Origin of the sequence: Bradyrhizobium erythrophlei (assembly GCF_900129425.1) — a bacterium.
GTDB lineage: Bacteria > Pseudomonadota > Alphaproteobacteria > Rhizobiales > Xanthobacteraceae > Bradyrhizobium > Bradyrhizobium erythrophlei_C.
This window is the reverse complement of the sequence record NZ_LT670817.1, coordinates 2,407,375-2,427,434: the sequence shown is the minus strand read 5'-3', so window position 1 is coordinate 2,427,434 and position 20,060 is coordinate 2,407,375. Positions and strand designations below refer to the sequence as shown.

Below are 20,060 nucleotides of genomic sequence, written 5' to 3'. Positions count from 1 at the left end.
CAAATCCTCAAAAGGGAGTCACGACGGCCGTCGCAAGTCGCGGCGGATTTAGGATAAAATTCTAGGTTGCGAACGCCGTTTCGGAGCGATTTTGGACGGATGTGGCGAAAAGGATACGGGTCGTTCACGCGCTGGGCGCCGGCTCGACCTGCAGCGCCAACAGCTGCGAGCGCCTGATATGCTCGCGATGCGCGGTGTAGAGACCGCTCGCGACGATGATCGCGGCCCCGGTCACGGTCCAGACGTCGGGCACTTCGCCGAAGATCAGGAAGCCGAGCAACGAGACCCACAACAGTTGGGTATAGGAAAACGGCGCCAGCACCGAGGCATCGGCGTAGCGAAACGCCAGCACGACGATCCACTGTCCCGCGGTCGACGCGACGCCGATCAGAATTCCAAAGAGAACATCGTGCCAGCTCGGCGCGACCCAGACCAGCGGCACCAGCGCCGACAGGATGCACAGGCCTGCGACCGACGACCATGTCATGGTGGTGACCGTGCGTTCCCGGCCGCTCATCATGCGCGTCATGATCAAGGTGCAGGCCCAGGCGAATGCCGATACGATCGGAAAAAACGCGGCCGGATGAAACGCACTGGAGCCCGGCCGCAGGATGATCAGTACGCCGATCAAACCGACAGCGGTCGCCACCCAGCGGCGCAAACCGACGTTCTCGCCGAGAAGGAAAATCGACAGTGCGGTAACGAACAACGGCGAGACGAAACTGGTGGCGGATGCCTCGGCGATGGGTAGAAACCGCAAACCGGAGATGAAAAGCAGCGAAGACGCGAGCAAGGCCATGGCGCGCATCAGCTGCAGGCCGGGGCGCCGCGAGCGCAAGGCATACAGCGGCGTGCCCGGCAGCATGGCGGGCACCATGATCAGCACAAATACCAGAAACCTGATCCAGGCGATCTCGATCGACGGCAATGTCGACGACAGATATTTCGAGGTGGCATCGGATGTTCCGAGAAACACCGTCGACAGAAGAATGAGCGCGATGCCGCGGAACGGCCGGTCGGCGCGCGCCGGCGCGGTGCGTGCGACTGATTTTTTCTCAGGCAGGGGCAATGGGGCACTGTCCGGCCCGGCTGCGGCGGATGGCGGGGTCACGGTCAAACCCGGGGTGCAAAATCTAAAATATCGAATCGGCGGGTGTCTAAAAAACGATAGTTGCGTCGCAACGGCAACGCCCGAAAACAGGCAGCGGATATGCGTGATTGCGTGCGGCGGCTTGCCGCGCCCGCGCCCTCACAACATCGGCAGGCTTCGCGGTCTTGCGCCACGCGGGAAGGCTTTGTCGAGCGCCGCGATGTCGTCACTGCCAAGCGAAATCTCGCCGGCGGCCGCATTGTCGGCGGCGTGCTGCTGACTGGAGGCTTTCGGAATCGCAAACACCGACGGCCGGCGCGTCAGGAAAGCCAGTGCGATTTGGCGCGGCGACGCGCCATGCGACTTGGCGATAGCCTGCAGCACTTCGCCGGACTTGCTGCGCGGTTGCGGAAAATCATTGTGGCCGAACGGCGAATAGGCAACCACCGCCGTGCCGTGCGCTTCGCACCACGGAATCACCGCGTGCTCAATCGCGCGCTCCTTTAGATGATAGAGCACCTGGTTGCAGGCGATCTTGCCCTCGCCGGCGACATCAAGCATCTCGTCGAGATCATCGGCATCGAAATTGCTGACACCCCAAGAGCGGATTTTCCCAGCGTCGACCAGTTGCTCGAACGCGGCGACGGTTTCCGACAGCGGATAGGATCCGCGCCAGTGCAGCAGGTAGCAATCGAGCCGGTCGGTTTTCAACCGCTGCAATGAACGTTCGCACGCCGTGACGGTGCCGCGCCGCGATGCGTTGCTCGGCAGGACTTTCGAGACCAGAAATATCTCGTCGCGCCGCCCGGCGATCGCCTCGGCGACCACCAGTTCGGCATCGCCATACATCTCGGCGGTGTCGATGTGGGTCATACCGAGATCGATGCCGCGGCGCAACGCGGCGACCGCGGCCTTGCGATCCCCGCGATCGATGTACCAGGTGCCCTGCCCGATCACTGAGACCAACGGGCCGGTGTTGCCGAATTTTTGCTGCTTCAAGATCGCCTCGTTTAATATCTCCGTCATTGCGAGCCAACGGGTCGGCGCAAAGCGCCGCCCGATGACAGGCTCCGCGAAGCAATCCACCGCACCACAAAAAGAAAGAATGGATTGCTTCGCTTCGCTCGCAATGACGTTTAGAGGTTCCCGATATCCGCCACCATCACGGTGCCCGTCACCGACTCCGTAATATAGAGACGATCGCGTTTCTCGCTACCGATGGCGACATTGGTGCAGCTCGGCCCAGTGCAGGATTTGATGCGCGCGATCAACTCGCCGTTGGGCGCAAACACGAAGACGTGGCCGAGCGAGGCATGTGCCACGAACAGGCGGCCAGCCTTGTCCATGGTGAGACCATCGGGGCCGCTGGTGCCGAACAACGAACAGAAGCGGCCGACTTTTGCGACGCTGCCGTCCTTCATCAGCGGCATGCGCCAGACCGCGTTGTCGCGCGTCATCGCCACGAACAATACTTTCTCGGTGGGATCGAGTACGAGGCCGTTCGGGCTGACGCCCTTGTCGATCAGGCAGTCGAGTCGCCCCTGAGGCGAAAGCCGATAGACCCGCCCGGAGGGATCGTGCAGGCCGGTCTGTCCCTGGTCGGTGAAATAGATATCGCCGCTCGCGGCGATATGCAGGTCGTTGCAGCCCTTGAAGGATTCCGAATTGCGCGCGGTCAGCACCGGCTGCATCCGCCCCGCCTTCGCGTCGAGCTCCATGATGCCGTGCATGTAGTCGGCAACAAAAATACGTCCGTCGGGGTGAATCTTGAGGCCGTTGGGCCAGCCGTCATATTCCACGACAAGCGACCATTGCCCGTCAGGCGCGATCCTGAAGATGCGTCCGAACGGGATATCGACGATGTAGAGATGGCCGTCGGCATCGAACGACGGACCTTCGATGAAACAGTCGGTCGACTGACCCGGCCGGTTGGCGTCGGCCCAGTCAGTGCGCACGTCCTTGCGCCTGAAGCGATCGGGCATCGCCGAAAATGTTTCCGTGCCGATCAGCCGCGGCGGGTCGTCCAGATACATCATCGCGTCGGTTCACCCGTGAAAGATCCGCCGCACCATAAATGAGCACATCTGCCCCGTCGATATCGCGGCGCATGCATGACGTGCTTGTCCCGATCCTGGGCAACGGAGCGGACCCGCTCGGGGTCGCGGTCTGCAACATGATTTCCTTCGATCAGCTGAGCTGGGGCCCGCTCGCCGCGGCGGCGCTGATCGTCACCCTGCCGGTGCTGCTGCTGACGGTGTTCGCGCAGCGCCAGATCGTGGCGGGGTTGACGGCCGGCGCGGCCGGCCGATCCCCGCGATCCCGGAGCAGGTCCGGCATGGTCGACCGGTACTCCGGCAAGTTAACCTTTTTTTAACCAAGGCCTTGGAGGGACCGGTCGCGCAATGTAGGGTAGTGCAGCGCACCAACACCACGGCGCGCCTCATCAAGGAGTAGTTCCGGCATGTCCGTAGCCGAAGCAGGGATCCAGCCGGAACAGTCCGCATCGGCGGCGCCACCACTCCCGCCGGGGGTCATCGTCGGCGGACCGCTGGTGCAGGAAAAGCTCCGCGAGACCTATCTGTTGCTCGGAATCCTGTACGCGGGGTCGGCTGCGGCGGTGGTCTGGGCGTTGGTGCAGGGCATCGGCCGCGTGGAAATCGCCGTGTTCGCGGCAATGTTCGCGCTCACCACCTTCGGCATCGGCGCCGGCATGCATCGGCTGCTCGTGCACCGGAGCTTCCGATGCGGACCGGTGATGCGGATATTCTTCTGCGCCATCGCCCAGATGGCGGTCCAGGGCTCGCTGCTCAAATGGGTCGGCAACCACCGCCGGCACCATCTCTACGCCGACGATGTTGGCGATCCGCACAGCCCGCATTACGATGGACGCGGCTACCGCTACGTGAGCGTTTTGAAAGGTATCCTGCACGCGCACGGCGCCTGGGCGTTCGACGACACCATGACCGACAACGAACTGTACGCCAAGGACATCCTGGCCGACCCGACCGCCATGTTCTTCGTCCGCACCCGATGGTACTGGTACGGGTTGTCCGCGGTCTTCATCCCAGGTGCGATCGGTTATTGGCTGGGCGGCCTGCACGTCATGGTCGGGTGCGTGCTGTTCTCCGGACTTCTCCGGGCCTATCTCCTGATCATGGTCAGTTCGCTGACCGGATCGGTCTGCCACAAATACGGGTACCGCCGCTTCAAGAACGTCGACGACGCCTCCACGAATGAGCTTCTGTCGACGATCCTCACCTTCGGCGAGGGGCTTCACAACAACCATCATCGTTTTCCACGCGACGCCTACATCTCCCATGCGTGGTACGAATTCGACCTCAATGGCCTCATCATCCTCGGGCTTGGAAAGCTCGGGCTTGTCCACGACATCATGCACGTCTCCGAGCGGCATCCGACGGAGACCGCGCCGGAAGCGCGGGCAAAGCCGATGGCGAGCTAACGCTGTAGTCAGTTCGCGGCGCGGGCTAATTGACGTTGTTCGGCACCGGCGACATTCGTCTGCCCGATCAGCCGCTTCATCTCTGGAATGCACGAGCCGCAATTGGTGCCGGCTTTCAGTCGCGCACCGATTTCACCGGCCGAGCGTGCCCCCGCCGCGATGGCGTCGCAAATCGTGGCGCGGCCGACCCCGAAACAGGCGCAGACGACGGGGCCGCCGCTGGCCAGGCCGTCGACGGATTTGCCCGACAGCAGCATCCGGCGCTGATCGTCGCTGAGACTATCGGCGGCGAACAGGCTCTTCACCACGCCCCAGTCGCCTGCGTCCCGCGCCGGACCGACGAACAGGCAGGTTTCGATGCGTTGATCCGAAAACGACGCCGCGCGGTAAATGCCGCCGCCAAAATCCAGGTATTCGGCGAGATCGCCGCCGGCCACAGAGCGCAGCCACGATTGCCATCCGGCCAGATCGGCATTGTCGGCGAGCAGATAGCCGTAACCGCCGGTGACGGCGACGCGCGCCCACCAGACATGGTCAGGCAATTTCAGTTGCACCCGCGACAGCGCAAAACCGCGAAACACGTATTCATAAGGCGCGATCGATGCCGGCGTCGCCTTGTTCTCGGGCTGGCCGGAATAGGGATCGGTGAACGGCGCCACCAGCGCGCCGACGCGCGCGGCGGACGCCGTCGCTTCGCTCCAGTGGATCGGCGCGAACAGCATGCCGCGCTGCTGGCGCTCGCTGACCGCAACCCTCAGCGCGCATTGGCCGTAGTCGGTGACGACGCGCGCGAAACCGCCGTCAGTCACGCCGAACCTCGTCGCGTCGGCGGGATGAACCTCGACGAACGGCTCCGGCAGGTGCTGGCCCAATCGCGGGCTGATACCGCTGCGGGTCATGGTGTGCCATTGGTCGCGGATGCGGCCGGTATTCAGCCGCAGCGGCCGCCCAGCCGTGGTCTCGGTTCGCAACGCGGGAATTTCGGGCGCGATGAAGCGTGCCTTGCGGTCGTTTAAAAAAAATCCGCCGTCGGCGAAAAAACGCTGCTGCGGCTCGACTTCGCCGAGCCGCATCGGCCACAGCACCGGCGCCATCGCATCGAACGCCTCGTCCGACAGCGACGCCAATGCGCCGATATCGAAATCGCGGTTGCCGTTGTTCTCGAACGCCGACAGCGCGGCATGTTCGCGGAACACCTCGGCCGCCGATTTGAAATCGAACGCCGCGCCGAAGCCGAGCCGCTTGGCCACTTCGCTGACGATCCACCAGTCCGCTTTGGCCTCCCCCGGCGGGTCAAGGAACGCGCGCTGCCGCGAGATCCGCCGCTCCGAATTGGTCACGGTTCCGGATTTCTCACCCCAGGCCTGCGCCGGCAGCAGCACATGCGCGCCCGCGTTGACGGTGTCGTTGGAGCGGACATTCTCCGAGATCACGAACAACTCGAGTTTTTTCAACGCGGCGCGCGCGGCGTCGGCGTCCGGCAACGATACCGCCGGGTTGGTGCCGATCACCCACAAGGCCTTGATCTCGCCGCGCCCGATCGCCTCGAACATCTGGACCGCCTTCAGTCCCTCATGGGTCGCGATCCGCGGCGCCTTCCAGAACCGGCGCACCCGGTCGATCTCGGGCGGCGTGAACGCCATGTGGGCTGCGAGCTGGTTGGCGAGGCCGCCGACCTCGCGCCCGCCCATCGCATTGGGTTGTCCGGTCAGCGAGAATGGCGACGCCCCGGGTTTTCCGATTCGCCCGGTGGCGAGGTGGCAATTGATGATGGCATTGACCTTGTCGGTGCCTTGCGCCGACTGGTTGACGCCCTGCGAATACAGCGTCACCACGCGCGGCGTATTCGCAAAAATCTGGAAGAAGGCCGCGACATCCGGCTCGGACAGCCCGGTCGCCAGCGCGGTCGCGGCAACGCTGCCGGCGATGTTCCGCGCACGCGCCAGCGCGTCGTCGAAACCGCTGGTGTGACATTCGATATAGCTGGAATCGAGCGCGCCGCTGTCGGCGAGATGCACCAACAGCCCGCTGAACAGCGCGGTGTCGGTGCCGGGCTTCAGCCCCAAAAACAGGTCGGCATCCCCAGCGGTATCGGTCCGGCGCGGATCGATCACGACAATGCGCGCGCCGCGCTTCTGCTTGTTGGCGAGCATGCGCTGGAACAGGACCGGATGACACCAGGCCGCGTTGGAGCCGACCAGCACCAACAGATCGGCCTCGTCGAGATCCTCATAACACCCGGGCACGGTGTCGGCACCGAAGGCGCGGCGATGGCCGGCGACCGACGAGGCCATGCACAGCCGCGAATTGGTGTCGACATTGGCGCTGCCGATGAATCCCTTCATCAGCTTGTTGGCGACGTAATAGTCCTCGGTCAGCAGTTGCCCGGAGAGATAGAACGCGACCGCGCCCGGGCCGTCGTGCGCGATGATATGGCGAAACCGGTGCGCGACATGGTCGAGCGCATCGGTCCAGGCCACCTGCTCCATGGCGCCCTTGCTGCAGCGGATCATCGGATACAGCAGCCGGCTCTCGAGCCCAATTGTTTCGCCGAGCGCCGAGCCTTTCGAGCACAGCCGTCCGAAATTGGCGGGGTGCCCGGGATCGCCGGATATCGCGGCGCCGCCGTTGCCATCGGGCGTCGCCAACACGCCGCAGCCGACGCCGCAATAGGGACAGGTGGTGCGCGTGGCGCGCAGTGCGGGATCGACAGCGGTCATTCAAACCATCCGGTCATCGGGTCACGCCGCCTCCGATCGAACCGCGAGCGCGCGGCCGAACATCATCTCGCTGCGAATTCTTGCGATCGGCTGCCGGTTGCGGATCAGCTCGAGATACCAGAGCGCGTCGGCGACATCGCCGACCAACACGGCGCCGGTGAGCCGACCCTGCGATATCACGAGCTTCTTGTAGATGCCCTGCGTGACATCGTTGAGCAGGATGGTTTCGCTGCCCTCGGCGCCCATCAAATCGCCGGCGGAAAACACGCCGACGCCGGAGACTTTCAGGTTGGTCGCAACGACGCTGCCGCCATAGGCCGCGGCTTCGTCCGCCAAATGTCGCGCCAGCACCCGCGCCTGCTCGTAGGCCGGTTCGACCAGGCCGTAACAGATGCCGCGGTGCTCGGCGCATTCGCCGAGCGCGTAGATCTCCGGCGCGCCGGATTGCATGACGTCGTCAACCACGATGCCGCGGTTGACGGGAATTCCGGCGTCTTTCGCCAGCGCGACATTGGGCCGGATGCCGGCCGCGAATATCACCGCGTCGGCATCGATCCGGCGTCCGTCGGTCAGTTCGACGGCCCGGACGTGGGTCTCGCCATGGATCCGCGCGGTATTGGCCTCGAGAAGAATTCTGATGCCCTTGCGCTCGACCAGGGATTTCAACAGCTTTGCCGCCGGCCGATCGAGCTGACGCTCCATCAGCCGGTCCATCAGATGCAGCAGCGTCACCGACGCGCCGGCCTTGGCGAGGCCGTAGGCCGCTTCCAGCCCGAGCAACCCGCCGCCGACCACGACGACGCGCTTTCTCTGCGCGGCGAGCGACAGCAGCAGATCGACATCCCGGCTGTCGCGAAAGGTGTGCACGCCGGCGAGATCGGCGCCGGGTACGTTGAGCCGCAGCGGCGTCGAGCCGGTAGCGAGCACCAGCCTGGAAAACGCGATGCTTTCCTCGTTGGCGATCTTGAGTTCGCGGCGGCCGATATCGATTTCGGTGGCGGCGCACCCATATTTCAAGGTAACGCCACGGTCGCGCCACCACGCCGCGGGCTTGAGCTCGATATCATGCGAGGCGGTTTCGCCCGCCAGCACCGACGACAGCAGCACGCGATTATAGGCAAGCCGCGGCTCGTCGCCGATGACGGCGATGGCGTAGCGCCCGAGCGCGACTTTCGCCAGTTCATCGACCAGACGCGCGGCGGCCATTCCGTTGCCGACCACAACCAGTGGTTCGCTCACCTTGTGTGTCCCTTACTCGGCGGCCTGAGGGCGGCCATAGGCTTCGGAAATCATGAAGCCGGACAGCGTGCCGTAAGCCGCCGACCATGCGCCAGCGACTTCCGATGTCCAGGCATCGCCAAGTCCCTTTTCCAGGGTCCAGAGCAATGCGGCTCCGGCCACGGGATAGTGCTCCGGTTTCGTACCGTAGCTGACGTGGCGCGTCGCCAGCGCGCTCGCGGCCGGCAGGATGGATTTAAGATTGCCGAGCCCGCTGACCACAGTGGCCAGCATCGCCATCAGCTTCTTGTGCCGCTCGGTCATGTCAGTTGGAAACATCGCCCTTACCGATGGCGCGATCTCGAACAGGCGATCGTAAAACAGCACCGCCGCGGTTTCCGAAATCGGCGCGACCTTGGCGAAGCTCTCTTGCACGAGTTTGACTTGGTCAGCTGTCATGGTGCTCTCCGTTTACTTCCGTCATGCGCGGGCTTGACCCGCGCATCCATCCTAAAAGGTCTCGCGCATTCGACGGATTGCCGGGTTAAGCCCGGCGATGACGAGTGCGCGCAGCACTTCACACCCGCGCTTCGGCGAGGCTGGTCGCACCCGAGGCCGCCGGACTGCGACGCAAATAGTGCCACCAGGTGAGCGCCAGGCAGACCGCGTAGAACGCCAGATAGATTTCCAGCGCCAGCTGCGGACCACTGGTGATGGCGATCGACTTGCCGAAGCCGCTCGGGATCAAGTAGCCGCCGCAGGCGCCGATCGCGCCGATGAAACCGAGCGCGGCGCCGCTCTCGATGCTGGCTGCCTTCAAAGCGAGTGCCCGGCCGGCTTCGCCCTTGCCCCTGGCCTTCGCCAGATTCTCCTCGCGGAAAATCGACGGGATCATCCGGTAGGTCGAGCCGTTGCCGACGCCGGTGGTGACGAAAAGGATCAGGAACATCACCAGGAAGCCGGTGAAGTCCTTGACGCCGACGAAGTACAGCACGCCGATCGTCGCCGCGCCCATCGCGATGAAATTCCAGAACGTCACGATCGCGCCGCCGACCTTGTCGGCGAGTAGGCCGCCGAGCGGACGCGAGAGCGAGCCCACCAGCGGTCCGAGGAACGCGATGGCGATGGTAACCGCCGGGAATTGCGTCTTGATCAGCAGCGGAAACGCGGCCGAGTAGCCGATGAAGGAGCCGAACGTCCCGATATAGATGAAGGCCATGATCCAGGTGTGCTTGCGCCCGACGATGGCGAGCTGGTCCTTGAACGAGGACTTGGCCGAGGTCAGGTTGTTCATGAAGAAAATCGCGCCGAAGATCGCGACGCATAACGGCAATACCCACATCAGTCCGGCGTTCTGGAGGTAGACGCCCCCAACCGGTGTCGCCTGGTAGAGATTGAGAAGGCCGACCCCCATCAGGATGGGCGTGAGCAACTGGACGCTGCTGACGCCGATATTGCCGCCGGCCGCGTTCAGGCCGAGCGCCCAGCCCTTCATGCGGTCGGGATAGAAGAAGGAGATATTGGCCATGCTCGAGGCGAAGTTGCCGCCCCCGAGACCTGCCGTGGAAGCCACCAGCAGCATCAGCCAGAACGGGGTACCGGGCTCGCTGACGAAATAGGCAAGGCCAAAGGTCGGGATGAAAAGCACCGAGGCGCTGAAGATGGTCCAGTTGCGTCCACCGAAAGTCGTTACCGCAAAGGTGTAGGGAAATCGCATCAGCGAGCCGATCAGCCCGGGGATGGCCACCAGCTGAAACAACTGGTCGGTCGTGTAGTGGAAACCGGCCTGCGGCAGTTTGGTCGCAACGATGCTCCAGATCAGCCAGACGGAAAATCCGATATGCTCCGCGACGATCGACCAGATCAGATTGCGCCGCGCGATGACTTTGCCCGTCGAGTTCCAGAACGTCTCATCTTCTGGCTTCCATTCCGAAATCCAGGTCGGGTTCTGCTGGCTCATTTAAAGATTTCCTTTTCTGAACGGGCGTTGCCGCTTTCATCGGGGAGATCGCGCTCGAAGGCATGGATGCGCGTTCCGGGGAGGCCCCGGTCTGGCGGTCACAAATCGGATGATTGGTTTCGATGGACGGCATCAATGGCGTCGGCACAAGCTATTCAAGCTTTGTGCCAAGCCGCTGCGATGCGAAAAATGCTGATGTTATAATTGGTTATCGAGGCAAGCGAATGTCGCCTGAGATGGCGATGCGCACGCAAAATTTGCGATTCGCTCATTTGTTGTGCGTCGCACAACAAATGAGCAAGCTAAGCCACTTGGATTTTCAGGCGTCCTCGGTGACCGCCATCATCGGCTTCGGCGCGGTTCCCTTGCCGGGCTTCATTCGAAAATCATAGGTCATCAAATGCCACGGCGCCGCGGCTGGTTTGCCGTCGGGCATCACGGCATCGCTGCGCTTCTCGATCTTCGAAATCAGGTCGCTCTTGACCCCGAACACGACGTCGGAATCGATATACTTGTCGCCCTCGATGAAGACGTGGGTGATCAGCGGCTCGTAGCCGGGGGCATCGACGAGAAAATGCACATGCGCCGGCCGCATCGGATGACGCCGGGTTTGCAGGATCATTTCGCCGACCGGACCGTCGGTCGGGATCGGATAACTGCACGGCAGGATGGTGCGAAAGAAGAAACGGCCATCGGCGTCGGTGACAAACCGCGCCCGCGATGAAGGACCTCGGGTCTCGTAGTCCGGTTTTTGCGAATCGTAATAGCCGTCGTCGTCGGCGTGCCAGACATCCACGGGCACGCCGGCCAGCGGTTTGCCGCCGAGATCGGTGACGCGGCTCTGCACGAACATCCGTTCTCCCGCCAGGTCAGGCGAAATATCCGCGCCGTGCGGCATCGGCTTGTGTTCGCCGACATAGAACGGGCCGAGCACCGTGGTCTCGGTGGCGCCCTCGCGCTCGCGATGGTTCACGGCGTCGACCAGCATGGACACCCCGAGCACGTCCGACAGCAGGATGAACTCCTGCCGGCTCGAGGTACATTTCTGTCCGGTTCGGGTCAGAAAATCGATCGCGTAGCCCCATTCGTCGAAGGTGAGATCGGTCTTGCGGACATAATCGTGCAGCGACTTCACCAATTCTTCCATCAGGAACTTGACCCGCGGGTCCGGGGTCTCCTCGAAGCTGCCGATCACGGCGGCGGTCAGTTCGGTGTCGTTGAATTGGGGCATGGTTGTTATCCCTGCGGGTTACGCGATTATGAGCGTCAGCCTACACCAGCGACCCGGCAAGGGTAAGCGCGTGGTGATTGGAACATGGCATACTTTTCGGCTATCAACGCACAGCCCGAAAGCTCCGGAGATGGATCCCGATGTTAGCCCCGACCCCCGCCTCCCCCGAATCCGCAGGGATGTCCAAGGCCGCCTTCGACCGTATCGAGGCGCATCTGAAGCGCCGCTACATCGAGGCCGGCCGCTTTCCGGGAACGCAGCTTTTGGTCTATCGGCGCGGCAAGATCGTGCACAGCGCGGTGCAGGGTTTTGCCGACGTCGAGCGCAAGGCGCCGGTCAAAGACGACACTATTTTTCGTATCTACTCGATGACCAAGCCGATCACCAGCGTGGCCTTCATGATGCTGGTCGAGGAAGGCCTCGTGGCGCTGGACGAGCCGGTCCACAAATACATCCCGGAATGGAAGAACCTCGGGGTTTTCCAGGCCGGCACGGCGTCGGCGTTTCTGACCCGGCCGCCGTCGCGGCCGATGCTAATCGTCGATCTACTGCGGCATACCTCCGGCCTGACCTATGGTTTCCAGCAGCGCTCCAACGTCGATGCCGCCTACCGCGAAATGAAAATCGGCGAGGTCGTGAAGGCGGGAACGCTGCAATCGATGATCGACGAGCTTGCCAAAATCCCGCTGGAATTTTCGCCCGGCGAGGCCTGGAATTATTCCGTCTCCACCGACGTGATCGGCTATCTCATCGGCAAGATCAGCGGCAAGCCGTTCGAGCAGTTTTTGAAGGAACGCATCCTCGATCCGCTTGACATGAAAGATACCGATTTCTTCGTGCCCCCCGGCAAGGTCGACCGCTTCGCGGCCTGTTACTCGGCCGACCCGCAGGGCGGCATGACGTTCCATGCGGCCGACCGCAAGGGCGGCCTGACCCTGCAGGATGACCCGACCAAGAGCCCGTTCCTGGCTGCGCCGTCGTTCATTTCCGGCGGCGGCGGCCTGTGTTCGACCGCGGCCGATTACCTCACCTTCTGCCGCGCACTGCTGGGTGGCGGCGAACTCGGCGGCGTCAGGCTGATCGGTCCGAAGACGCTGGCGCTGATGACGTCCAATCATCTGCCCGGCGGGCGGGACCTTCCGGAAATGTCGCGATCGCTGTTCTCCGAGGCGACCTACAACGGCATCGGCTTCGGTCTCGGCTTCTCCGTCACGATGAGCCCGGCACAGACACTGATTCCGGGCAGTGCCGGCGAATATGCCTGGGGCGGTGCTGCCACGACATCGTTCTGGATCGATCCCGCGGAAGAGCTGATCGCCATCTTCATGACCCAGGTGCTGCCGTCGAGCGCCTATCCCCTGCGGCGCGAGTTGCGCACCATGGTTTACGCCGGGATTACCGACAGCAATCTTTAGGGAACCGCGCGTTTCCGCACTGCACGGGCGGCGCGACTGGAACCGGCTTGCGGGTCCAAATCGGCTGGCAAATTCGCTTGCTCAGATTCCCGGGCGCAAATTGCTTGCTCTAATTCCCTGGCGCGAATTGCTTGGCGCATGTCGGGCGCTTCTCCTATGCTCGCCGCGATTTGGCGTCAACTTCGCCAAATACATCGAGCGGGAACTGAGTGCCGAAACCCTCACTGCCAGTGCGTCTTGCTCTTCTCGTCGCAGGAACCACGCTGCCGCTGATTATTTTTGCCACCGTCATCGTCTTCAACCACTACGAACAGGAGCGCAAGGACGCTTCACAGCGCGTTCTCGAAACCGCGCGCAGCATTCGCCTGGTGCTCGACGCCGAGATGCAGCGCATGACGGGCGGGCTGCAGGTGCTGTCGCTGACCACCGCGCTGCAAGGGGGCGATTTCGACAATTTTCGCCGCATGGCGTCGGGCTTTCTCGACCAATATGGCCGGGATGGCGTGGTGCTGGTGGCGGATCGCAACGGCCGTCAATTGTTCTCCTCGGCCACGCCGGACACCGCCAGTCTGCCGCCGCGCAACAACCGCGAAATCGTGGAGAAGGTGTTCGCGACCAAAAGCCCGCAATACTCCAATCTGTTCATCGGCGCGGCAAAGAAGCAACTGATCGTGACCGTCGAGGTGCCGGTGCTGCGCGACGGCGAGGTGCTTTACGACATCTCCTTCAGTCCCCCGGTCGAGATTTTCCAGGCCATCATCGACAAGCAGCGCCCGAGCCAGGACTGGACGATCTCGATCTTCGACGGCAACGGCATCAGTTTCGCGCGCGTTCCGAATCCGCAGGACACCATCGGCAAGCAAGCATCGCCCACGCTGTATGCCGAGATGTTCCGCAAGCCCGAAGCGACCCTGCAAACGGTATCGCTCGAAGGCGTGCCGCTGATCACGACATTCGCACGGTCCACGCTCACCGGCTGGACCGTGGCCGCCGGTATCGCGGAAGGCTCGCTGGTAGGTCCCTTGTGGCGCAACCTCGCCATCACCAGCGTCATCGGAGGCATCCTGCTGCTGACCGGGCTTGCCTTTGCGGTGCGGATGGCCACCACGATCGCCCGCGGCGAGACGCTGCATAACCTTCTGATCGAGGAGCTCAATCACCGCGTCAAGAACACGCTGGCCATCCTGCAGGCCATCGCGGTGCAGACTTTCCGCAGCGCGAGCAAGACCGAACGCGAAAAGTTCGAGGGCCGGCTCGGCGCGCTGGCGGAGGCGCACAATCTGCTGAGCCAGGATAAGTGGCAGGGCTCCGAACTGCATGACGTGGTCAACCGTGTCCTGCAGCCCTATCTGCTCAACAACCCGGAGCGGGTGCGGATGTTCGGGCCGCAGGTGCCGCTGTCGCCGCGGCTTGCGGTCGTCCTGTCGATGATCGTGCACGAGATCGCGACCAACGCCGCGAAGTATGGGGCGCTGTCGAACGACACCGGCACCGTGGCGCTGGACTGGGAAATCATCGCCGATAACGCCGGGCCAAAACTGCGGATGATCTGGGCCGAGGCTGGCGGCCCTCACGTCACAGCCCCGGTGCAGCGAGGGTTTGGATCGCGGCTGATCGAACGCAGCGCCCGCGATCAGCTCGGCGGCGAGGCCACCGTCGATTTTCTGCCTCGAGGCGTGGTTTACACGGTGGCTTGTTCGCTGGAAGACAAAAGCTAGCCGGAGTCTAAAGCGTGAGGAGATGAGGTTAGATTGAGCTTCGACGCAGCGGAAACTTTACCTCTCAGAGGTGAACAGCACACCAATCAAACTAAAACCATCTTGCTCTAGCCGAAATTCTGCAGACTTGGAAACGTCTCCAGCAACCAGATGCTGACGGATGATACGGCGCCGGTCAGAAAGCCGATGCCGGTGATGATCATCAGCACGCCCATCGCCCGCTCGACATTGGCGAGATGCCGCTTCATCCGCGAGAACAGCGACGAGAACTGTTCGACCATCAGAGCCGCGATCAGAAACGGTATCCCGAGCCCCGCGGAATAGACCGCGAGCAGTCCCGCGCCCCTCGTCACCGTCGCCTCGGCGGCGGCGACCGACAGGATTGCTGCCAGGATCGGGCCGATGCAGGGAGTCCAGCCGAACGCGAACGCCAGGCCCATCACATAGGCGCCCCACAAGCCCACCGGCTTTGGAATCGGCAACCGGCCTTCGCGCATCAGCAAGCCGATCCGTGTCAGCCCGAGGAAGTGCAGGCCCATCACGATGATGACGATGCCGGCGACAACAGAGAGCTGCGCCGACCAGGCGCGGATCAGGCCTCCGATCAGGGAAGCGCTGGCGCCGAGCGCTACGAACACGGTGGAAAAGCCGAGCACGAACATCACGGCCGATATCATCACCGCGCGCCTCGAGGACGATGCCGTCTCGTCGCTGGCGACATGTTCGATGGTCGCGCCGGTCAGGTAAATCAGATACGGCGGCACCAACGGCAGCACGCATGGCGACAGAAAGCTGACGAGGCCGGCAATCAGCGCCGCCGGGATCGAGACATCGTGAATCATGCAGTCATCGCCATCGCATGGGGCTCGCTGGCCCGGCCGAACCCGAGTTCGGGAAAGCGCCAGGTTTGATCCGGCCTCATGTAACGGATGCACGGGAATGCGCAATGACCGCCGGACCCGCCGCCGTCGGGAGCGCGGCCAGCCGCGCATCCCCGGGGCGCGTTCTCGGCGACGGCGGGGGATTTTCTCGATCAACAATCCGGCATCGGCGGCGGCCCGGGGCCGGAACCGCCGCCGCGCCGAGGGCTCGCGACCTGCGTTGCTACTTGACCAGCTTCAGCAGCGGAGGCCGGTGCGGACCTTGCCGCGATTGCGGTTCTTGCGAGCTTTCGTCGTCGTCCGCCAACATCTCATCACACAGCGCCTTCAATTCCGAATCGCCAATGCGATTGATTTTCATCCGAAGCCCGAGAACGGCCACGGACAACAATTGCGCGCTCTCCCGGTTACCGCTGTCGATTAGAACCGTCCGGCACTGCTCGAGGGTTGCGAGAACCGACTGCAATCGCTGTTCTGGGCTAGCCACCAGCGTTTTTTCCGTTACCGAGCTTGCGAGGCAAAGTGGAGGCGATCCAGTCCGTCGTTTCATATACCTCTCCATAAAGTCCGCATATTTTCGAAACGGCGCGATGGACTTGGTCGGCCGGGATGTCGTCGAGGGCGTGACTGGCTGAGGCGTCGCACAGATAGGCGACCTTGTGGTCGCGGTGGAACGCATCGATCAGCGTGGACAGGCAGGCCGATTCGCCGGCAAATCCGGCGAGCACGATGCCGCCCCGGCTTTGGTTCACCAGCGCGGTAAAGGGCTCGCACGAGTAGCACGATGGGCTGGAGCGTTCGAATACCATTTCATTGCGAAACGGTTCAAAACCCTCGATCCAGCGGACGAACGGCGTTGCGCGGTTGAAAAAGGCCGACTCATTGAGCATGCGAATGAACGCCACCGGCAAACCGATCTGGCGTGAATGATCCAGTACCTTTCGGCAATTATCCAGCGCGCGATCAATTTCGGAAATCGCGAGCAGGCGAGGCTTCGCCAGATATTCCTGCTGCATGTCCACAAACACGACGATCGGAACGCTTGATGAATTAGCGAATGTCCTGAGGCTCACAACTGAAGGCACGCGGTTTTCCTTTTTAGCGGGGGACGGGCCGGCGGCCGTATCCCCCTGATTCCCGGCGTACGGGCCTCGACGCTAAGCATAATCATTAAAATCCATGGAGATGAAACCGCCATGGTTGTGGCCTGCGCGATATTCTGCCAAGTGTAGCGTGTTGAAGGGGCTGTGTATGCGGCTTGCGCTGGAAAGGGGCGTTCCTCAGGAGGAACGCGGTAAGGCTGCTCTCGGCAGTCTTACGGATTGGGACGCGGCGAGGGTTTTTCTGGAAGTGGTCCGTTGTGGCAGCTTCCGGTCCGCGGCCGAGCGGCTCGACCTGTCGATCAACGTCGTGCGCAGGCGAATCGATGATTTTGAGCGGCAAATCGGCGCCACGCTGTTCACGCGCGATGCCCATGGCACCCGTCTGACCGACGAAGGCGCGCTGGTTGTTTCGGCGGTCGAGCGGATGGAAGCCGCTTCATTCGACCTGCTGCGCGCCGGCAATTCCGTCGCCAACACGCTTTCGGGCGAGGTCCGGGTGGCCGTTACCGAGGGTTTGGGGACTTTCTGGCTGGCGCCTCGCCTCGTCGAATTCCAGCAATCGTTCCCGAATATTCTCGTCGATCTCCACTGTGCGATGCGCTCCGCCGACGTATCACGGCATGAGGCCGACGTTGCGATCCATCTGACCCGGCCGGCCACGCTCGACGTCAAACTGGTCCGGCTCGGCCGAATGCATTTGATGTTGTTTGCCAGCGAGAAATACATCGAGATTTACGGCGCTCCCAAAACCGTCGAGGAATTGGTCAAGCACCGGCTCGTGATGCAGGTCACTGACCAGGCCGCCGCCAAGGAGGCGTTCGAAAGCTGGTTTCCCGGCTGCTCCCAGCGTGACTTGCTGGTGATGAAGACGAATGTGAGCAGCGCCAACTACTGGGCCATCGCCAACGGTGCCGGAATCGGCGTATTACCGACTTACGCCTGCCCGCTTGGCGGGAAAATAATACCTCTTGAGATTGAATTGCGTCGGCCATTCGATATTTGGCTGTCCTATCATCCCGGTAGCAGCCGCATCCCTAGGGTGCGGCACATGATCGACTGGCTTTTAGAAGCGTTCAATCCCGCAAAATTCCCGTGGTTTAAGGACGAATTCGTCCATCCAAGCGAGTTCAAAGCAGTATATAAGGGTGAATCCCTGACCCATCTGTTTATGGGTTTCTCGACGGAAGGATGGTAAAACCAGAATGAACAAATCAGCAGCGAAGAAAATGAAGCAACGAAGTGCCGGAAAACCCGACATTGAATTAGGCAAGCGGATTCGGCTACGGCGCGTTGAGCAGAAAATCTCGCAGGCGGAGCTGGGCGACAAACTCGGCGTCAGCTTTCAGCAAGTGCAAAAATACGAGAAAGGCGTCAACCGCGTCGGCGCGGCCCGTCTTCAGCAAATCGCCACCGCGCTCGACGTACCCGTCACCTTCTTCTACGACGGCGACGGCAAGGCGCGGGAGGTCGAGAGCCTGCTGTTTCTCGACAGCGCGTTCAGCCTGCGATTGCTGCGGGCCTACAGCAAAATCAAGGATCAGACTGTTCAACGTCAGCTGGTGTCCTTGATGGAATCGATCGCCGCCAACGAAGCCTAGGCGCCTATTGAACCGCGGACGCGATCGATCAGCGCAAGCGGATCGACCGGCAGACTGTTACTGCGCCAGGCTACATGTTGGTCCGGCCGCGACAATACCAGCCCGCTGCCATAGAAAGTGGCGGCACTTGGCCGTTCGATATCCAGAACCTTCAACGGTACACCCCGGTTACGAGCCGCTGTCTCGAGCGCAGCGACGTTCACGGCTGGGTCGAATCTCAGCAGCGTGAATTCCGGCCCCATGGCATCATAGAGCGAGCTACCGTCTTCGCGCCACAGATGCGGAGTGCGGCAGCCCGGAACGGTCGACGGCGTATATCCATCCATCGTATAGGCCGGATGCTCCGACCCGTCATAGGCGATGATCGGCGAGCGATCGTAGTAGGTGCCGAAATTGAGACCGGCGCAGGCATATTGCTGGACGTTGATCTCGTAGGTGAGACGCCCGATTTCCTGCCGCGCAACATCGCCCTGCGGCCCCGCATCCTCGATTTCGTCGGGTATCGCGCCGCGCCGGCGAATTTCAGCCTCGGCGTGCGACATCGCAAACCGCGACACCTGGCTGGTGATCGGCCAGCGCTCCGCCTCATAGGCGTCGAGGATGGCCGGCGGCGCCCAGCCATTGAGATGCGCGGCCAGCAGCCAGGACAGATTCATGGCGTCCGCGATTCCGGCGTTCATGCCGTAACCGGCATAAGGCACCCAGATATGCGCCGCATCGCCGGCAATGAACGCGCAGCGGTCGCGAAACCTGTTCGCGATCAGCCGGCGTCCGTACCAATCCTCTTTGGAGATGATGTCGTATTTGAACTCCGTTTCCACGCCGAGGATGGTGCGAATGCAGGCGTCGCGATCCACTGAATCGAAATCGGGCTCGTCGGGCCTCAAGTAATTATGCACCAGCCATCGCTCGCGGCCGTCGATCGCGTACACCATGCCGGCGCGGCGGGGATTGATGACGCCGGAGCCCCAGGCGCGGGCGCAAGTCTGACGATCGATCAGGTCGGGCGCCCGGATATAGGTCGACTGCACGCGCTGCACGATCGCATCGCCGCCGAGTTCGGCACCGATGGCCTTGCGGACGACCGAGCGCGCGCCGTCGCAGCCGACGAGATAGCGGGCGCTCAAACGCCTGACCGATCCGGTGTCGAGATCGCGCACGCCGACAGTGGCGTAGCTATCCCCCACCACTACGTCTTCGACCGAGGTCCGGTTAACGATGCGAATGCGGGCTTGTGCAGCGGCATGCTCGAACAGGATCGGTTCGAGAAAGATCTGGTTGATGCGATGCGGCGGCTCCGGCGTCGGCCAGTTGCAGTCCGGCCCCTCCTTGGCCGTGAAGCGATCGCGGCGGCAGGGAATCCGAATCCGGGTCAGCTCCCGCCCCGTAAACGTCGTGCGGTAGCTGATGTCATGCGGATAATCCGCCGGTAACCCGGCGTTGCGCACCTTGCCGGCCACGCCGAGCCGCCGGAAGATTTCCATGGTGCGGGCGGCGACGTGGTTGCATTTCGGCTCCGGGGGCGCGGCGCGGGCGCGCGTCTCCACCACGGTGACGTCGATACCGCGCCACGCCAGATCGATTGCGAGCGTGAGCCCGACCGGTCCTGCGCCCACGATCAACACAGCAGATTCAGCTACTTCAGACATCGATCGCGCTTGGTGCG

General features: G+C 62.7%; 17 protein-coding genes and 1 pseudogene. 6 read left to right on the top strand and 12 right to left on the bottom strand.

The window, feature by feature from the left end:
- Positions 1–124 precede the first annotated feature (124 nt).
- From B5527_RS11375 to B5527_RS11365, 3 genes are all read right to left on the bottom strand, one after another.
- On the bottom strand, positions 125–1,069 hold the full coding sequence (locus B5527_RS11375; RefSeq protein ID WP_079601365.1) for a DMT family transporter: 945 nt from the start codon (positions 1,067–1,069) through the stop codon (positions 125–127).
- A 180-nt stretch (positions 1,070–1,249) separates the two neighbouring features.
- A complete protein-coding gene (locus B5527_RS11370; protein ID WP_079607223.1) occupies positions 1,250–2,116 on the bottom strand; it encodes an aldo/keto reductase in 867 nt (288 codons plus the stop codon).
- A 110-nt stretch (positions 2,117–2,226) separates the two neighbouring features.
- Positions 2,227–3,123, bottom strand: a complete 897-nt coding sequence (locus tag B5527_RS11365; RefSeq protein ID WP_079607222.1) for an SMP-30/gluconolactonase/LRE family protein — start codon at positions 3,121–3,123, stop codon at positions 2,227–2,229.
- A 119-nt stretch (positions 3,124–3,242) separates the two neighbouring features.
- Between B5527_RS11365 and B5527_RS11360 the strand changes: the two are divergent.
- A pseudogene (locus B5527_RS11360) lies at positions 3,243–3,389 on the top strand (carbohydrate ABC transporter permease); the annotation flags it as partial.
- Positions 3,390–3,551: 162 nt separating this feature from the next.
- On the top strand, positions 3,552–4,550 hold the full coding sequence (locus B5527_RS11355; protein ID WP_079601364.1) for an acyl-CoA desaturase: 999 nt from the start codon (positions 3,552–3,554) through the stop codon (positions 4,548–4,550).
- An 8-nt stretch (positions 4,551–4,558) separates the two neighbouring features.
- Here B5527_RS11355 and B5527_RS11350 read toward each other — a convergent pair whose 3' ends face one another.
- The 5 genes from B5527_RS11350 to B5527_RS11330 form a co-directional block, all read right to left on the bottom strand.
- On the bottom strand, positions 4,559–7,270 hold the full coding sequence (locus tag B5527_RS11350; protein WP_079601363.1) for a nitrate reductase: 2,712 nt from the start codon (positions 7,268–7,270) through the stop codon (positions 4,559–4,561).
- 21 nt (positions 7,271–7,291) lie between these two features.
- Entirely contained in the window at positions 7,292–8,509 is a 1,218-nt protein-coding gene (locus B5527_RS11345) for an NAD(P)/FAD-dependent oxidoreductase (RefSeq protein WP_079601362.1), read from the bottom strand.
- 12 nt (positions 8,510–8,521) lie between these two features.
- Positions 8,522–8,947: a globin family protein gene (locus tag B5527_RS11340; protein ID WP_079601361.1), complete on the bottom strand. Its 426-nt coding sequence runs from the start codon at positions 8,945–8,947 to the stop codon at positions 8,522–8,524.
- 118 nt (positions 8,948–9,065) lie between these two features.
- Positions 9,066–10,448 (bottom strand): MFS transporter, encoded by a 1,383-nt coding sequence (locus B5527_RS11335; RefSeq protein WP_079601360.1) that lies wholly within the window; start codon positions 10,446–10,448, stop codon positions 9,066–9,068.
- 319 nt (positions 10,449–10,767) lie between these two features.
- Positions 10,768–11,679 (bottom strand): intradiol ring-cleavage dioxygenase, encoded by a 912-nt coding sequence (locus B5527_RS11330; protein ID WP_079601359.1) that lies wholly within the window; start codon positions 11,677–11,679, stop codon positions 10,768–10,770.
- A gap of 140 nt (positions 11,680–11,819) precedes the next feature.
- Between B5527_RS11330 and B5527_RS11325 the strand changes: the two genes are divergently transcribed.
- The gene (locus B5527_RS11325) at positions 11,820–13,094 is read left to right on the top strand and encodes a serine hydrolase domain-containing protein (protein ID WP_079601358.1); all 1,275 of its coding nucleotides are present in this window, start codon (positions 11,820–11,822) and stop codon (positions 13,092–13,094) included.
- Positions 13,095–13,303: 209 nt separating this feature from the next.
- Positions 13,304–14,812, top strand: coding sequence for a sensor histidine kinase (locus tag B5527_RS11320; RefSeq protein WP_079601357.1), 1,509 nt, complete (start codon positions 13,304–13,306; stop codon positions 14,810–14,812).
- 107 nt (positions 14,813–14,919) lie between these two features.
- Here B5527_RS11320 and B5527_RS11315 read toward each other — a convergent pair whose 3' ends face one another.
- The 3 genes from B5527_RS11315 to B5527_RS11305 all read right to left on the bottom strand — a co-directional run bounded on the left by B5527_RS11315 (position 14,920) and on the right by B5527_RS11305 (position 16,778).
- Positions 14,920–15,654: a cytochrome c biogenesis CcdA family protein gene (locus tag B5527_RS11315; RefSeq protein WP_079601356.1), complete on the bottom strand. Its 735-nt coding sequence runs from the start codon at positions 15,652–15,654 to the stop codon at positions 14,920–14,922.
- Positions 15,655–15,916: 262 nt separating this feature from the next.
- Positions 15,917–16,180, bottom strand: a complete 264-nt coding sequence (locus B5527_RS45275) for a hypothetical protein (RefSeq protein ID WP_245332583.1) — start codon at positions 16,178–16,180, stop codon at positions 15,917–15,919.
- Complete coding sequence (locus B5527_RS11305; RefSeq protein ID WP_154072169.1) at positions 16,173–16,778, bottom strand: isochorismatase family protein; 606 nt, start codon at positions 16,776–16,778, stop codon at positions 16,173–16,175. The genes B5527_RS45275 and B5527_RS11305 overlap by 8 nt, the downstream gene beginning before the upstream one ends.
- Before the next feature lie 166 nt (positions 16,779–16,944).
- Between B5527_RS11305 and B5527_RS11300 the strand changes: the two genes are divergently transcribed.
- On the top strand, positions 16,945–17,991 hold the full coding sequence (locus B5527_RS11300) for a LysR family transcriptional regulator (protein ID WP_079601353.1): 1,047 nt from the start codon (positions 16,945–16,947) through the stop codon (positions 17,989–17,991).
- Positions 17,992–17,998: 7 nt separating this feature from the next.
- Positions 17,999–18,394, top strand: a complete 396-nt coding sequence (locus tag B5527_RS11295; protein WP_154072168.1) for a helix-turn-helix domain-containing protein — start codon at positions 17,999–18,001, stop codon at positions 18,392–18,394.
- Here B5527_RS11295 and B5527_RS11290 read toward each other — a convergent pair.
- Positions 18,391–20,043 carry an FAD-dependent oxidoreductase gene (locus B5527_RS11290; RefSeq protein ID WP_079607221.1) on the bottom strand — a complete coding sequence of 551 codons (1,653 nt, stop codon included), beginning with the start codon at positions 20,041–20,043 and terminating at the stop codon, positions 18,391–18,393. The genes B5527_RS11295 and B5527_RS11290 overlap by 4 nt on opposite strands.
- Between the last annotated feature and the right edge of the window lie 17 nt (positions 20,044–20,060).

What these genes read in the sequence shown, in the direction of transcription:
- B5527_RS11370 (WP_079607223.1), bottom strand. Translation starts at nt 2,116, where the DNA reads ATGACGGAGATATTAAACGAGGCGATCTTGAAGCAGCAAAAATTCGGC.
- B5527_RS11365 (WP_079607222.1), bottom strand. Translation starts at nt 3,123, where the DNA reads ATGTATCTGGACGACCCGCCGCGGCTGATCGGCACGGAAACATTTTCG.
- B5527_RS11355 (WP_079601364.1), top strand. Translation starts at nt 3,552, where the DNA reads ATGTCCGTAGCCGAAGCAGGGATCCAGCCGGAACAGTCCGCATCGGCG.
- B5527_RS11350 (WP_079601363.1), bottom strand. Translation starts at nt 7,270, where the DNA reads ATGACCGCTGTCGATCCCGCACTGCGCGCCACGCGCACCACCTGTCCC.
- B5527_RS11340 (WP_079601361.1), bottom strand. Translation starts at nt 8,947, where the DNA reads ATGACAGCTGACCAAGTCAAACTCGTGCAAGAGAGCTTCGCCAAGGTC.
- B5527_RS11335 (WP_079601360.1), bottom strand. Translation starts at nt 10,448, where the DNA reads ATGAGCCAGCAGAACCCGACCTGGATTTCGGAATGGAAGCCAGAAGAT.
- B5527_RS11330 (WP_079601359.1), bottom strand. Translation starts at nt 11,679, where the DNA reads ATGCCCCAATTCAACGACACCGAACTGACCGCCGCCGTGATCGGCAGC.
- B5527_RS11325 (WP_079601358.1), top strand. Translation starts at nt 11,820, where the DNA reads ATGTTAGCCCCGACCCCCGCCTCCCCCGAATCCGCAGGGATGTCCAAG.
- B5527_RS11315 (WP_079601356.1), bottom strand. Translation starts at nt 15,654, where the DNA reads ATGATTCACGATGTCTCGATCCCGGCGGCGCTGATTGCCGGCCTCGTC.
- B5527_RS11300 (WP_079601353.1), top strand. Translation starts at nt 16,945, where the DNA reads ATGCGGCTTGCGCTGGAAAGGGGCGTTCCTCAGGAGGAACGCGGTAAG.
- B5527_RS11295 (WP_154072168.1), top strand. Translation starts at nt 17,999, where the DNA reads ATGAACAAATCAGCAGCGAAGAAAATGAAGCAACGAAGTGCCGGAAAA.
- B5527_RS11290 (WP_079607221.1), bottom strand. Translation starts at nt 20,043, where the DNA reads ATGTCTGAAGTAGCTGAATCTGCTGTGTTGATCGTGGGCGCAGGACCG.